Source organism: Pasteurella dagmatis, from assembly GCF_900186835.1.
In the GTDB taxonomy this organism is placed as follows: Bacteria; Pseudomonadota; Gammaproteobacteria; order Enterobacterales; family Pasteurellaceae; genus Pasteurella; species Pasteurella dagmatis.
Map to the genome: position 1 here is coordinate 2,139,294 of NZ_LT906448.1, position 14,244 is coordinate 2,153,537.

13 protein-coding genes are annotated in these 14,244 nt (G+C 38.2%); 8 read left to right on the plus strand and 5 right to left on the minus strand.

Annotation, left to right across the window (positions count from 1 at the left end; genetic code table 11):
- Window positions 1–137 precede the first annotated feature (137 nt).
- From CKV78_RS09775 to CKV78_RS09785, 3 genes are read right to left on the minus strand one after another with little or no spacing between them, the layout of a single operon-like run.
- A complete protein-coding gene (locus tag CKV78_RS09775; RefSeq protein WP_005764089.1) occupies window positions 138–1,157 on the minus strand; it encodes a LacI family DNA-binding transcriptional regulator in 1,020 nt (339 codons plus the stop codon).
- Between the two features lie 24 nt (window positions 1,158–1,181).
- Window positions 1,182–2,624: a glycoside hydrolase family 32 protein gene (locus CKV78_RS09780; protein WP_005764088.1), complete on the minus strand. Its 1,443-nt coding sequence runs from the start codon at window positions 2,622–2,624 to the stop codon at window positions 1,182–1,184.
- A 37-nt stretch (window positions 2,625–2,661) separates the two neighbouring features.
- Entirely contained in the window at window positions 2,662–3,585 is a 924-nt protein-coding gene (locus tag CKV78_RS09785) for an aminoimidazole riboside kinase (protein WP_005764086.1), read from the minus strand.
- 189 nt (window positions 3,586–3,774) lie between these two features.
- Between CKV78_RS09785 and hflD the strand changes: the two genes are divergently transcribed.
- From hflD to CKV78_RS09815, 6 genes are all read left to right on the plus strand, one after another.
- The gene (gene hflD / locus CKV78_RS09790) at window positions 3,775–4,386 is read left to right on the plus strand and encodes a high frequency lysogenization protein HflD (RefSeq protein ID WP_032855538.1); all 612 of its coding nucleotides are present in this window, start codon (window positions 3,775–3,777) and stop codon (window positions 4,384–4,386) included.
- A 27-nt stretch (window positions 4,387–4,413) separates the two neighbouring features.
- A complete protein-coding gene (purB, locus tag CKV78_RS09795; protein ID WP_032855536.1) occupies window positions 4,414–5,781 on the plus strand; it encodes an adenylosuccinate lyase in 1,368 nt (455 codons plus the stop codon).
- Between the two features lie 375 nt (window positions 5,782–6,156).
- Entirely contained in the window at window positions 6,157–7,743 is a 1,587-nt protein-coding gene (locus tag CKV78_RS09800) for an L-lactate permease (protein WP_005764081.1), read from the plus strand.
- Window positions 7,744–7,823: 80 nt separating this feature from the next.
- A complete protein-coding gene (locus CKV78_RS09805; RefSeq protein ID WP_032855579.1) occupies window positions 7,824–8,543 on the plus strand; it encodes a (Fe-S)-binding protein in 720 nt (239 codons plus the stop codon).
- A gap of 11 nt (window positions 8,544–8,554) precedes the next feature.
- A complete protein-coding gene (locus CKV78_RS09810; RefSeq protein ID WP_005764077.1) occupies window positions 8,555–9,958 on the plus strand; it encodes a LutB/LldF family L-lactate oxidation iron-sulfur protein in 1,404 nt (467 codons plus the stop codon).
- 15 nt (window positions 9,959–9,973) lie between these two features.
- Window positions 9,974–10,696 (plus strand): LutC/YkgG family protein, encoded by a 723-nt coding sequence (locus CKV78_RS09815; protein WP_005764076.1) that lies wholly within the window; start codon window positions 9,974–9,976, stop codon window positions 10,694–10,696.
- A 93-nt stretch (window positions 10,697–10,789) separates the two neighbouring features.
- Here the strand turns inward: CKV78_RS09815 and pssA are convergent, their stop codons facing one another.
- Window positions 10,790–12,160: a CDP-diacylglycerol--serine O-phosphatidyltransferase gene (gene pssA / locus CKV78_RS09820; RefSeq protein ID WP_032855534.1), complete on the minus strand. Its 1,371-nt coding sequence runs from the start codon at window positions 12,158–12,160 to the stop codon at window positions 10,790–10,792.
- Between the two features lie 164 nt (window positions 12,161–12,324).
- Here pssA and CKV78_RS09825 point away from each other — a divergent pair, with 164 nt between their 5' ends.
- On the plus strand, window positions 12,325–13,410 hold the full coding sequence (locus CKV78_RS09825; RefSeq protein ID WP_005764072.1) for a tRNA/rRNA methyltransferase: 1,086 nt from the start codon (window positions 12,325–12,327) through the stop codon (window positions 13,408–13,410).
- Complete coding sequence (locus CKV78_RS09830; protein WP_005764070.1) at window positions 13,410–13,940, plus strand: opioid growth factor receptor-related protein; 531 nt, start codon at window positions 13,410–13,412, stop codon at window positions 13,938–13,940. The genes CKV78_RS09825 and CKV78_RS09830 overlap by 1 nt, the downstream gene beginning before the upstream one ends.
- On the opposite strand, the gene CKV78_RS09835 is transcribed toward CKV78_RS09830, so the two are convergent.
- Window positions 13,922–14,182: a YfhL family 4Fe-4S dicluster ferredoxin gene (locus CKV78_RS09835; RefSeq protein ID WP_032855532.1), complete on the minus strand. Its 261-nt coding sequence runs from the start codon at window positions 14,180–14,182 to the stop codon at window positions 13,922–13,924. The genes CKV78_RS09830 and CKV78_RS09835 overlap by 19 nt on opposite strands.
- Window positions 14,183–14,244: the final 62 nt, after the last annotated feature.

The following is a 14,244-nucleotide window of genomic DNA, read 5'->3' on the forward strand; positions in this document are numbered from 1 at the left end:
ACGTTTTAGTTTTGTGGAGTAGATCACATTTTTCTAAGGAATGAGCAAAAATGAGGATCTTTGAACAAGCAAAAATAGAGAAATGGGTAGATTATCAATAAAAAAGGGAACGATAGCGTTCCCCATAGTGATACGGATTAATGACGATAGATAATGTCACATTCGATTTTTTCATTATGGCTTTTTTTACCCTCAAAATAGCGCTTAATATGTGAAAAAATATGTTGCGCAATTTGGTGGTGGTTTTGCTTAATCGAATGTATGTGGAAGGGGAGCGCATTTAAAATATCGTGATCATCAAAGGTCGCTAAATGCAGCTGACGATTAAGCAATAAATCCATTTTTTGATGTTCAGTTAAATAGCGTAATACACCTTCTAATAAGGTGTAGGATGCTGTGAAAATGGCTTGAGGTAAACGCCCTAATTTTGCTTCGGTTTCTGCTAACATTTGATAGCCAGACTCTGGCTGATAAGTCCGGTGTAAAATCCAATCGTTTTGAATCGCAATATTCGCTTGTTCAAGCCCCTGTAAAAAGCCAGCTAAGCGAGATTCACTCGGCGAAAGCGTACGCTGTCCACCAAAGTATATAAATTCTGTTAATTGATATTTACTCGCAAGATGAGGAATTAAGGTCGCAATTTTTTCACGATCATTACTGATCACATAATTCAGTGCTAAGTTCGGCACATAGCGATCCAATTGTAGAATCGGGATTTGTTGGCTAATTTTTTTATAATAAGTGGGATCTTGATGTGTCGGTGACGTAATTAAAAAATCAATTTGACGATCTAATAGACGCTCAATCGCTAATTTTTCTTGCTGTGGATTGTCATCCGAACAAGCAATAATGAGTTGTAGACTATTTTCACGACATTGCTTTTCCAAGATCTTAGCAGTATAGGCAAAGCCATAGTTGGTCAGATCTGGAATAACCAAACCGATCACGTTAGAACGTTGCATTTTAAGCGATTTTGCATAGACATTGGCACGATAACCTTGTTCTTCCGCAATGGCTTTGACCCGTTGGCACGTTTCCGCTTTAATTTTAAATTCTTCACCTCGATTATTCAAAATCATACTGACGGTGGTGGTGGACAAGCCACAAAGTTTCGCAATATCGTTGAGGGTAACGCGTTTTTTATTTGTTATAGTCATAGCGTAAATTGAAATCAATAAAAATTAACCAGTAAAAATAATGGGTTTTAATTCTGCCACAGAAACGCAGAGCGGGCGAGAGCTATCTAAGGCATTTTCTCGTTCAGGAATAAAGAAACGTGAGGTCATCACTTTTTCCCCATCATTGAGAAAAATCTCCACAATAGAACGATCAAAGAAAATTTCGACTTTGTTTAATTCGCCTAAAACACAATGACGTTGTTCACCAAATTGCTGCATAAGTGCGGTCTGTTTTGTGTGAGTTCTGTCTAAAGTCAAAATTCCCGCTTGGTAGTGTAAAATCAGCAGTTGCCCAGCTTCATTAGCAAAAAAGCAGAGGGTGAAAGGCTGATTCTCGGCATTAAATTGGAGATAACTCTGATCTAAATGAGCAATCTGTTGCTTGCCTTCAATCTGATATTGTTTTGCTGGCAAGCATTGTGCATACACTTGAGCGATTGGTCGTTGATAAAGTTTTCCCTGTTTTATCGAAAATTGACGAGGCAAACTTAACATCGAGTGCCATTGATATTCATCTGTCGGGTAAGTTAAATCAGGCAAGCCCACCCAGGCATAATAAATGCCTTCAGCCCCTTGAATACTTTGTGGTGCATAAAAATCAAAGCCATAATCTAGTTCTTCAACGTGTTGTGCGAGAAAGTGTAAATCTTGATATTTGCCTAATGCATAAGTGGCGTGATAGTTATTTTGGAAGGCGTAGCTTTCACGAATTTTGCCTTGAGGTGACCAAATAAACAGATCTTGATTTTGAACTTGCAATAAATCAGGGCATTCCCACATAAATACGTGGCCATTATCAAAATCAGAGAGGTTGAGCTCACCCAACAGTTGTGGCGTAGAGTTAAGATCGGTCATTTCATAGATTAATGCGGTGCCAGAAAGATTTTCACGTTGGGCTCCAAGCACAAAACGGATTTTCCCTTCTTTCGTAACAAAGGGTTTTGGATCACGTACGTGCTCGGTATAACCTGCTGGGGCTTGGTTTAACAAGCAACGCTTCTCTAACAGTTTGCCGTCTTTCGTGAAAATGGCGATATTTTGGTGCGGAATCCGTTGGTTTTCTGCATTGCGAGTATTGCCTGTATAGAACGCCACGATGTGATCTTGCCATAAAAGCGCACCACCAGAATAACAACCGTGAGATTCAAATAATTCGTCTGGAATTAAGGGAGCTGCTTCTTGGAAATGCTGAAAATCACGGGTGATCAAATGCTTCCAATGCTTCATTCCGTGCATTGCACCATAAGGGAACCATTGATAAAAAATATGGTATTTTTCACCGTCAAACACTAATCCATTGGGATCGTTTAATAAACCCGTTTCTGGCGCAAGGTGGTAAGTTGGGCGAAATTCTGTATCTCTTAACACTTGCTGGCGAATGTGTTCAAGTTCACCGGCTTGCTGTGCGTGCAAACTTTTGTATTTACCTTGATTAAAAATATGCATAACGACGTCCCCAAAATAACAGAAAAATAACCGCACTTTACTCGGCGAGAAAGGCATCCAGTTGTTGTTTATTTGGTAAAGCAGACATTGCTCCTTTTGCTGTTGTAGCTAATGCGCCACAGGCATTGGCTTGTTTAATGATCTGCGTAAGTGCGGTTGAATTTTTCCAATTTTCCACTTGCGATATCCCAAATAATAAGCCACTGACGAAAGCGTCCCCCGCACCTGTTGTATCAACGGGGATTAACGGTTTGCAGGACACTAATTCACTTTCACCTTGTAAGTAATAGGTAGCGCCTAATTTTCCTAAGGTCACAATAATTAATTTCTCTGGGTAACGTTTGGCGAGTTTCGAGGTAGCCTCTGATAAATCCTTACTATCAGTTAAGAAAACCAATTCTTCTTCAGAGAATTTTAATACATCTGCTAATGCGACGACTTGGTTCACCACAGATTTCATTTCTGCACTGCTTTTCCATAAGGATTCACGTAAATTCGGGTCAAAAGAGAAGAAACCGCCTTCTGCTTTAATACGGCGAATGGCTTCAAAGGTAGTCGAGCGAGAAGGTTCATTGATCAGCGCAATAGAGCAACAATGTAGCCAATCATTTGAGTTAAAGTGGGGTAAATCGGAAAGGTCTAAAAATTGATCCGCACTTGGGTTGACCATAAATGTGAAACTGCGTTCACCTTCATTGAGCTCAACAATGACCGTTGAAGTGCGTTGTTGTGGATCGAGACTCATATGTTGAGTGCAGACATTTTCTTGTTGCAAGGTTTGTAGCATAAAGCGTCCTAACGGGTCATCACCCACTCGCCCAATAAAGCCAGTTGTACCACCTAAACGAGCGATACCTACCGCCACATTTGCAGGTGCACCGCCAGCACAACGTAGATAGGCATTTGCCCCTTCAGGAATTAAATCGACAACCGCATCGCCTAAAACCCAAATTTTCCCCATTTTGTTTCTCCCACTTTCATTTGATTTTTACTAATTTCAATCTTAACTAAAACGTTTTAGTTTTGCAAATTGGATTTTAATTTTTGAGATCTAGATCAAATTTTCAGCGACGATATCGTTTACTTTAAAAAAATGTTAAAAAGTGCTATATTGTCCACCGATTTTTTAGTCTTAATTTATTCCAATCTTATGGCGAATTATTACGATATTACTTTAGCACTGGCTGGTGTCTGCCAAGCCGCCAAGTTAGTCCAACAGTTTGCAGAAAAAGGCGAGGCTGACCCTAACTCGTTGGAAATCAGTTTGAAGACTTTACTACAAATGGCGCCAGAAAACACACTTGCGGTTTTTGGTGGTGATGAAAAAAATTTGAAATTAGGTTTAGAAACCTTACTTGAGCAAATGAATGGTAGTGGTTCTGATCTTGGCCGATATTGGATTAGTTTATTAGCGCTTGAAAGTAAGCTAAATAAAAATCCTCAAGCTAAAGCTGAATTAACCCGCCGTATTCAGTATTTACCTACGCAACTTGAGCATTATGAACTGTTAGATGATCAAATGCTTTCGACACTTGCAAGTATCTATGTTGATTTGATTAGCCCATTGGGTAATCAAATCCAAGTTAAAGGTTCAACCCATCATTTACAACAAATCTCAATGCATCACCGTATCCGTGCTTGCTTATTGGCTGGTATTCGTTCTGCTGTCTTATGGCGACAAGTGGGTGGCACAAAATGGCAGATTTTGTTTTCACGCCGTAAGATCGCAAGAATGGCAAAACAAATTTATTCTTCACTTTAATTATCTTATTTTATGGAGCTAACCTCTATGCAACTTAATGCATTAACTGCACTTTCCCCGATTGATGGTCGTTATCAAGACAAAGTCACTGCACTTCGTTCGATTTTCAGTGAATTTGGTTTGTTGAAATTCCGTGTAACTGTAGAAGTTCGTTGGTTACAAAAATTGGCAGCGGCTGATCAAATTCAAGAAGTTTCTTCATTGTCGCAAGAGGCAAACGATTACCTTAACCAAATTGTTGAGAATTTTAGTGTACAAGATGCAGAACGTATCAAAGAAATTGAACGCACTACTAACCACGATGTGAAAGCTGTCGAGTATTTCTTAAAAGAAAAAAGTGAAGCCTTACCTGAACTAGCAAAAGTGAGTGAATTTATTCACTTCGCTTGCACATCAGAAGATATTAACAATCTTTCTCACGCATTAATGCTAAAAACGGCGCGTGAAGAAGTGATTCTCCCAGAATGGCAGAAGCTCATTACAGACATTACCACGCTTGCGAACGAATATAAAACCATTCCATTGCTTTCACGCACACATGGCCAGCCAGCATCACCTTCTACAATGGGTAAAGAAATGGCGAATGTAGTATATCGTTTGCAGCGCCAATTCAAACAATTACAACAAATTGAAATTCTGGGCAAAATCAATGGTGCAGTAGGTAACTATAATGCGCATTTATCTGCTTATCCTGACATTAATTGGCATAAATTCAGTGAAGAGTTTGTGACTTCATTAGGTTTAACTTGGAATCCATACACTACGCAAATCGAACCACATGACTATATCGCTGAGTTCTTCGATAATGTGGCTCGCTTCAATACCATTATTATCGACTTTGATCGTGATTTATGGGGTTACATTGCATTAAACCATTTTAAACAGCGTACCATTGCGGGGGAAATTGGTTCGTCAACAATGCCGCACAAGGTTAACCCAATCGACTTCGAAAACTCTGAAGGTAACTTAGGTTTAGCGAACGCAGTGATGGCACATTTAGGTGCAAAATTACCAATTTCTCGTTGGCAACGTGACTTAACTGACTCAACAGTCTTACGTAACTTAGGTGTAGGTTTAGGATATTGCTTAATTGCTTATGCGGCAACACGCAAAGGGATCAGCAAATTAGAAGTGAATGAACAACATTTGCGTGATGAGCTTGATCAAAATTGGGAAGTGTTAGCAGAGCCAATTCAAACTGTAATGCGTCGTTACGGCATAGAAAAACCTTATGAGAAATTAAAAGAGCTGACTCGTGGTAAACGTGTTGATTCAGTGGCAATGCGTGAGTTTATCGAAAAGTTAGACATTCCAGCTGAAGAAAAAGTGCGCTTACAGCAAATGACACCTGCAACTTATATTGGCGCTGCGGTGGAATTAGTGGAGAAACTATAAATCATTTGTAAAAATGACCGCACTTTAACTAAAAATTTGCTTCATATGATGAAGAAGGTTGTGTCTTTTTAGGCACAACCTTCTTTTTTATGCTAAATGATAAAAAAGCATTTATTTTTTATTTATCTTTTGGTGTAGAAATGGACAATTTAAGAAGATTTTTTGTGTTGTGTGAAATATATCACAGAAAAAAAGTTATTTTTCCAAGCATTTTTTTTAAATTACTTTATTATAACAAACGATTAACATTTCCTTGTAAAGTTTATTATTTAAGCATTTTAAGGTCGTTGTTTAAATATATACCTATAAAGTGTTAGTTTCAAGTTATGATATTTTGATTTTGTTTAAAATTCAATCTAAGTATAGGAATTTTCTATGGTTTTCTTCTTGAGTATTCTACCTATTGCGTTATTAATTTATTTAATGGTAAAACGCAATAGTTTACCTTCCTACATCGCACTTCCTTTAATTGCATTATTAACTTACTTGTTACAAGTATTTTACTTCGGTACAGATTTGTCTCGCTTAAATGCAAATATCATTGCGGGATTAATTGCAACTCAAACACCAATTACGATTATCTTTGGAGCGATTTTATTTAATCGTATGATGGAAGTGTCTGGTAGTACAGACGTATTACGTAAGTGGTTAGCGAATATTAACCCAAACCCAGTGGCTCAAATTATGATCATCGGTTGGGCGTTTGCCTTTATGATTGAAGGAGCAAGTGGTTTTGGTACCCCCGCCGCAATTGCAGCACCAATCCTAATGGGATTAGGTTTTAAGCCATTACAAGTTGCAATGTTGGCATTAGTGATGAACTCAGTACCAGTCTCTTTCGGTGCAGTAGGTACACCAACTTGGTTCGGCTTCGGTTCATTAGGCTTAAGCGAAAGTGTTGTACTTGAAGTTGGTCAGAAGACGGCATTTATTCACTTTATTGCAGCGTTCTTAATCCCTGTATTAGCCTTGCGTTTCTTAGTGACCTGGCAACAAATTAAGCAAAACTTATTGTTTATCTATATCAGTATTCTTTCTTGTACGATCCCTTATTTATTATTAGCGCAAGTAAACTATGAGTTCCCTGCGTTAGTGGGTGGGGCAATTGGTCTATTTATCTCTATTTTTGTTGCAAATAAAGGCATTGGTGTAAGCAAAGAGCAAAATGCAGAATTGCAGCTCGAGCAAGTAGAATGGAGTCAAGTATTCAAAGCACTTTTCCCAACAATGATGTTAATTGCGATCTTAATTGTGACACGTATCCACCAGTTAGGCATTAAGCAGTTATTAAACGATGCGACAACTTGGTTCTCTGTGTCTTTAGGCGCATTAGGTGAGTTCAAAGTGAGTCAGGCGTTAATTCTTTCGTTAAACAACATATTAGGCCAAGGTATTAATGAAAGTTATAAGACCTTATATGTACCATCATTGATTCCGTTTATTGTCACTGTGATCATTTCGATTTTAGTGTTTAAGTTAAGTGGTGAAAAAGCGAAAAACATTGTTTCATCAACTTATCATCAGACAAAAAAACCGTTCTTTGCCCTCTTAGGTGCATTAGTTATGGTAAAATTAATGTTAGTTGGTAACGATAACTATGACTCAATGGTAATCACAATTGGTAAAACATTCGCTGATCTAACAGGTGATAAATGGATTTATTTCTCTTCTTACCTAGGTGCTATTGGTGCGTTCTTCTCTGGTTCAAATACGGTTTCTAACCTCACTTTTGGTGGTATCCAACTATCAATTGCTGAAACAACAAGTATGTCTGTGCCATTAATTCTTGCATTGCAGTCTGTGGGAGGCGCAATGGGTAATATGGTGTGTTTAAATAACATTATTGCAGTGTGTTCAGTATTGAATGTAAGTAACGAAGAGGGCTCTATCCTCAAACGAACTGTTGTACCAATGTTTATTTATGGTGTGATTGCTGGACTTGTTGCAGTCATTGTATTCTAGCCAACCGTTGATTTACTTTCCGATATAGCTAACTTTGATGAAGTTAGCTATATAGTATTTTTGGAGTGATAAATATGAATGTGAATGTGAATTTCTATGTTACCTGTATTGGTGATGCATTGAAATCTAATGTTGCTAAACAGTCTGTTCTACTATTAGAACAACTTGGTTGCAAAATTACCTTTCTTGAACAACAAGGTTGTTGTGGACAACCTGCGCTAAATAGCGGTTATGTCTTACAAGCTATTCCTGCGATGAAAAAACTCATCGAAACTTTTGAAGTGAATGATTACCCTATTGTTGCCCCCGCAGGTTCTTGCGTATATGCAATTACGACCTATCCAGACTATTTGAAAGATGAGCCTGAATGGGCTGAGCGTGCAAGAAAAGTGGCTGATCGCTTTTATGATTTAACAGATTTCATTGTGAATAAATTAGGCATTGAAAATGTCGGTGCAAAATTAGAAGGCAACGCCGTTTACCATCCATCTTGCAGTTTATTCCGTAAATTGGGTGTGAAAGAAGAGCCTGTTAAGTTACTGCAAAATGTAGAAGGCTTAAACTTGCTCCCAATTCATAACCAAGAAACCTGTTGTGGTTTTGGTGGTACTTTCTCCGTTAAAATGGCTGAGATTTCAGGCGAAATGGTAAAAGAGAAAGTTCAGCATATTATGGCAGTTAAACCACTTTATCTTATTGGTGCAGACGTAAGTTGCTTGTTAAATATTGGTGGACGTTTAAAACGTGAAGGTCATAATGTGAAAGTGATGCATATCGCTGAAGTATTAATGAGTCGCTAAGGAGGAGAACAATGTCGATTAAAACAAGTAACCTTCAATTTAAACCGCGTATCAATGAAGAAATTCAAAATGATATTATGCGTAAAGCGGTAGTAATGGCGCAAGAACGTATTGGTGCTAACCGTCAAAAAATGGTTGATGAATTGGGGCACTGGGAAGAGTGGCGTGAACATGCAAAAGACATCCGTAACCACGTGATTGAAAACCTTGATGCATATTTATATCAACTCTCTGAAAAAGTGACCCAAAACGGCGGTCATGTGTATTTTGCAGCAACAGCAGAAGATGCAACAAATTACATTAAAAACGTTGCAAAAGAGAAAAACGCGAAGAAAATTGTAAAATCAAAATCGATGGTGACCGAAGAAATCGGAATGAACCATGTGCTTGAAGCAGAAGGTATCAAAGTTGTTGAAACTGACCTTGGGGAATATATTTTACAAGTAGCGGAAGATAAGCCATCGCATATCGTTGTGCCTGCAATTCACAAAGATCGTCATCAAATTCGCAAAGTTTTAGCAGAAAAATTAGGCTATACTGGTTCTGAAACTCCAGAAGAAATGACTTTATTTATTCGTGAAACTATTCGCAAAGACTTCTTAGAAGCAGATATTGGTGTAAGTGGTTGTAACTTTGCAGTTGCTGAAACCGGTAGTGTATGTTTAGTGACTAACGAAGGTAACTTACGTTTAGCAACTTCATTACCAAAAACACATATCGCTGTAATGGGGATGGAGCGTTTAGCGCCAACCTTTAAAGAAGTGGATGTATTAATTACGTTACTTGCACGTAGTGCGGTAGGTGCACGTTTAACTGGTTATAATACTTGGTTAACGGGTCCACGTCTGCCGGGCGAAACTGACGGTCCCGAGGAGTTCCATTTAGTTATCGTGGATAACGGTCGTTCTAAAATGTTGGGTTCAGAATTCCGTGAAGTATTACGTTGTATTCGTTGTGGTGCTTGTTTAAATACTTGCCCTGCATACCGTCAAATTGGTGGTCACGGTTATGGTTCGATTTATCCAGGTCCAATTGGTTCTGTTATTTCACCAATTTTAGGTGGATATGATGAGTTTAAAGATCTACCTTCGGCTTGTTCTTTATGTACGGCATGTAACCAAGTTTGTCCAGTAAAAATTCCATTAGCACACCTATTATTAAAACACCGTCGTAATATCGCAGAAATGGGAATGAATCCATTAGCAGAGCGTCTTTCAGTAAAAGCCTTTACTATTGCAAATAATAACCCTGCATTATGGAAAATTGGTATGAATGTGGGGGCGAAAATGGCGAAATTGATGATTCGTGATGGTAAAGCTCCTGTTCAAGTAGGGGCATTAGCAGAGTGGACAAAAGCACGTGATTTGCCTGAAGCAGAGGGTGAAAGCTTCCGTTCTTGGTTCAAAAATCGTTAAGAGTGAGGAATTTCTATGTTAGATCAAAAAAATAGACAACAGTTTTTAGATAACCTTGCGAAACAATTAGGACGTGAACCACGTACGCAAGTGATTAGTGAATATCATCCATTAAATGATTATCCAACAACCCGTTTAACGGATTTAAGCGTTGATGAACGCTGTGATGCATTTGTTGAGTTTGCATCACAAACAATGTTAGTGAATTGCCAGGTGACAACGCCTGAAAGTGTGACTGCTGATTTGTTAGCAATGTGCGAAAAATACGGTGGAGGCCCTGTGATCTTAAATGATGATAGTCGTTTAGTGGAATCAGGTATTACCCCAGCGGTACAAGCAAAATATGAAACCCACATTTGGGCAGAAAATTCAGCTGAAATTAACCGCACTTTTGCGAACACTGCAAATATTGGTATTGTGTTTGCTGAATACGGCTTAACTGAATCGGGTGGTATCGTGTTATTCTCGAATTCACAGCGTGGTCGCTCAGTCAGCCTGCTTCCGAGAGTGTCGATTGTTGTATTAAACAAAAGCTCAATCTTACCTCGTGTAGCTCAGCTTTCTGAAATCTTGCACCAAAAAGCACAACAAGGTGAGCGTATGCCATCATGCGTTAACTTAATTGCTGGTCCAAGCTCAACGGCGGATATTGAGTTAATCAAAGTTGTAGGGGTACACGGCCCTGTGGCAAAAGCCTACTTAATTATTGATGATACTAAGCCGGTGGCTATGGCTTAAGTAAATATTATTGAGATAAACGAAAGACCGCATAAAAGTGCGGTCTTTTTTATAAAATTTTGAGGTGAAAGAGAAAAATTAGTTGTTCATTGATTAAAGTATCATCTTCACTAATTTATCCGCTTTCACTCGTGCGAATTTCTTCAATAGTTTTTGCACGGGTTCTGGGTATTGTTTCATTTCTTCTAATTCAGAATAATGTGTTAACACGCGTGTGTATTGGCGAATGCAATCCAGTTCCTTTTCAAATTGTGCACGTAATTCTTGTTTGGGATCATAAATGAATAAACCATTTTCTGCATCTAAACGCCAAGCACGTGGATTGAGGTTATTACCAGTAAGTAATATGTACTTATCATCTACCCAGATGCCTTTTAAATGATAGGAGTTATCACCATCTTTCCAAGTACGGATTTCTAATAACCCCAGATTGATTTGATATTCAAACTTTTTACTGAAACGACGTAAATTGCTTTCATATAGATAAGGTAATGCGCCAGCCATTTTAAACGGCTCAGACGGTGGAATATAAAAGTCATTAGCAGTTTTATCACCAACGATGATTTCCACTTTTTTGCCTTTGCTCAACAATTGGCATATTTTTTGTTGCAAAGTGCGTGGAAAATTAAAATAGGGTGTGCAAATCACTAATTTTTCTTCAACTACTTGGAATAAATCTTCAATAGTTTGGTTTAGTCGATTGTGGTATTTGCTTAGTCCAAATAACACAGAAATACTAAGCTGCTCTGGATTTGCTTCTAATAATGTTGCCCCTTTTAATGAATAATTAGCTTCAAAAGCTAGTGTTCTGCGGAAGCTTTTAAATGGTGCACGAACATCTTTGGTTTTTGGTCGTTCACAATTATCTAATGGGTGTACAGCCAAAGGATTTAACAAATATTGTTGTACAAATTCCACCATACTGTTAGCCAGTTGTGGATGGGTAATTTTGTGATAACGATCGTAACGATATTTATTTAACTGATTGAGATACACATTATTGATACTTGCACCGCTGTAAAGAATGGTGTCATCAAATACAAATCCTTTGATATGCAATACACCAAAAACTTCACGTGTATTGATGGGTACACCAAAAAACATATGGCTATTGTCTTGATGTTTTATTCGTTGTTCACAATACCAATCTGCATTTGTAGCACTTTTCTCTGCACCTAATAAATTACGTTGTGCACGATGCCAGTCGATCAGGATTTTAATATCTAACGCAGGGTTATTTTGTTTGGCACGATAAATTTCATCTAAAATTTCTTGACCCGCTTCGTCATTTTGCCAATAAAGTGCGGTGATATAAATACGTGATTTTGCTTGTTTAATTAGCTGAATAATTTGCTGTTTAAAGTCCGCAGCACTGTAAATAAATTCCACATTTTCAGCTTGTAACGGTAAACAGAATAAACGATTGATATTTTGTTTTGCTCGTTTGGTTTTGTTTATCAACATAAAAATCATTCTCTTTAGTTTGATTAGTTTCGTAGTTTACAATATTTACGCTGTAACTTGGTAGAAAAAAGCGGTTTTTTCGTTATAATGCTCACACTTTCTCGCAAAGTGCGCTGTTTTTTTGTGCATTTTGCGTCATCCAACAATCAAATTGGCATATCGAAATGAATAACAAAACAAAAACGCCTGTCTTCCAACAAGCTTCTCAAAAAAAATTCAATGAACGTTCTGTCGGTGAAAAATCTGAGAAAAAATCACCGCACTTTAAAGACAAATTTGAAGGTCGTGGAGAACGTAAACCACGTGATAACTTCACTTCAAATAATAAATTTCAAACCAAAGTGAAAAGCCCTCGTGCACCACAGCAAGTCGAGCAGCGTATTTCTGAAACTACAATGCGCACTGCTAGTGGCGAAGAAGGTAAAGTAAAAGTCGTGGTGAGAAGCAGTGGTCTCACAGAGAAACCACGTGAGAAAAAAACAGGTCCGTTATCTCCTCGTGCGCCTGAAAAAATTAAAAAGAATCGTTCTGAAGAAATGAAGGTGTATGGCGAAAATGCTTGCCAAGCACTCTTTTCTCAACGTCCTGAAAGCATTGTCCGCATTTGGGCAACCGTAGAAATGGCGAAAAAGAGCGGTGAACTTTTCAGTTATTTAGCAGAAAATAAGAAAGCGTATCATGTTGTAGATAACGCTGAATTAACCTTAGTGAGTGGCACTGAGCATCACGGTGGCATTTGTATGCTCGTGAAGAAAGCGCGTCCATTAACCTTATCGGGCTACTTAGATATTCCACGTAAACAGGATTGTTTAGTATTTATTGATGGCGTACAAAATGCGCATAATCTAGGTGGTGTTATTCGTACCAGTGCGGCATTTGGTGTAAAAGGCGTGATTGTCGAAAAAGTGTTTGCAGATAACTTAAATTCATCGGCGGCAGCGCGTGTGGCTGAAGGTGGAATGGAATACATTCGTGTGCTTGAAACTGACTATGCAGATAACGCTTTACAGCAATTACGCAAAGCGGGTTATCAAATTGTTCATTTAACTTCGAACAAACAAGCGAAACCATTAGCAAAATTAAAATTTGCGCAAAAAGTGGTATTTGTGGTGAATGAACAAGGTAAAACAAGCCTTGCACAACCAGAAGACGAGCAAGTGGTGTTGACACTGGGTAATCCATTAAAAGCAGAACTCAATATTGCTGTTGCAACGGGCATTTTATTAGCACAATGGGATTATAGTTTGTAATGAGTCAATTGACTGATTTTTTAGAAGGAAAAGCGCCCGATCATAAAGGGCGACTACTCAGTGATCTTTGGCAGCTTGATCACTTTAATTTGGAATATTTACACGATTATATTCAATGGCTTTTCCCTATGGATTCAGTGTCTCGTTCAAATAAACACGCTCCGGTACTTACTCTAACGGATCGTGAGTATTGTCAGCAATCTGAATTAATCCAACAAAACCAGCTTAAATCTTTGGATTTAATGTTGGCTTACTATGGGTTAATTCGACAAGATAATGTGATTTCTGCTTGTGATAACTTAAATATGAAACAACATATTTGGTTAAAAAGAGGTGGACATAATCAATTACGGATTACTCGCATCATTCGAAGCCTGGCGTTATGTGGTAATGAACTTGTTGCAACATCATTACAGACTTGTGTATTGAAGTATGGTGTGGAAAAAAGTTGTGTCCAACCTAAAGTACTCGAGTTTTGGCAAAATGCGATGAGCAATATAAGGTGTGAAAACTATAATTTATCAGAATGATGAATTAACACAAAACGCTCCCAAAGCTGTTCATTGGTTTCAATGTGATCGGGATCGGTGATGATACAGTTATTAATTGGACACACTTTCTGACAAGTTGGGATTTCATAATGCCCAACACATTCTGTACAAAGTGCAGGATCAATGACATAGATCTCGTCTCCCATTGAAATTGCTTCATTGGGACACTCAGGCTCGCACATATCGCAATTTGTGCATTTGTCTGTGATTAAAAGCGCCATTGTATTTGTCCTTTACTGTGTTAAAGTGAAGGCGACAGATTATAATGAATACTCTCTAAAAG

Coding starts and splice junctions, on each gene's coding strand:
- CKV78_RS09775 (WP_005764089.1), bottom strand. CDS start 1,157: ATGACTATAACAAATAAAAAACGCGTTACCCTCAACGATATTGCGAAA.
- CKV78_RS09780 (WP_005764088.1), bottom strand. CDS start 2,624: ATGCATATTTTTAATCAAGGTAAATACAAAAGTTTGCACGCACAGCAA.
- CKV78_RS09785 (WP_005764086.1), bottom strand. CDS start 3,585: ATGGGGAAAATTTGGGTTTTAGGCGATGCGGTTGTCGATTTAATTCCT.
- hflD (WP_032855538.1), top strand. CDS start 3,775: ATGGCGAATTATTACGATATTACTTTAGCACTGGCTGGTGTCTGCCAA.
- purB (WP_032855536.1), top strand. CDS start 4,414: ATGCAACTTAATGCATTAACTGCACTTTCCCCGATTGATGGTCGTTAT.
- CKV78_RS09800 (WP_005764081.1), top strand. CDS start 6,157: ATGGTTTTCTTCTTGAGTATTCTACCTATTGCGTTATTAATTTATTTA.
- CKV78_RS09810 (WP_005764077.1), top strand. CDS start 8,555: ATGTCGATTAAAACAAGTAACCTTCAATTTAAACCGCGTATCAATGAA.
- CKV78_RS09815 (WP_005764076.1), top strand. CDS start 9,974: ATGTTAGATCAAAAAAATAGACAACAGTTTTTAGATAACCTTGCGAAA.
- pssA (WP_032855534.1), bottom strand. CDS start 12,160: ATGTTGATAAACAAAACCAAACGAGCAAAACAAAATATCAATCGTTTA.
- CKV78_RS09825 (WP_005764072.1), top strand. CDS start 12,325: ATGAATAACAAAACAAAAACGCCTGTCTTCCAACAAGCTTCTCAAAAA.
- CKV78_RS09830 (WP_005764070.1), top strand. CDS start 13,410: ATGAGTCAATTGACTGATTTTTTAGAAGGAAAAGCGCCCGATCATAAA.
- CKV78_RS09835 (WP_032855532.1), bottom strand. CDS start 14,182: ATGGCGCTTTTAATCACAGACAAATGCACAAATTGCGATATGTGCGAG.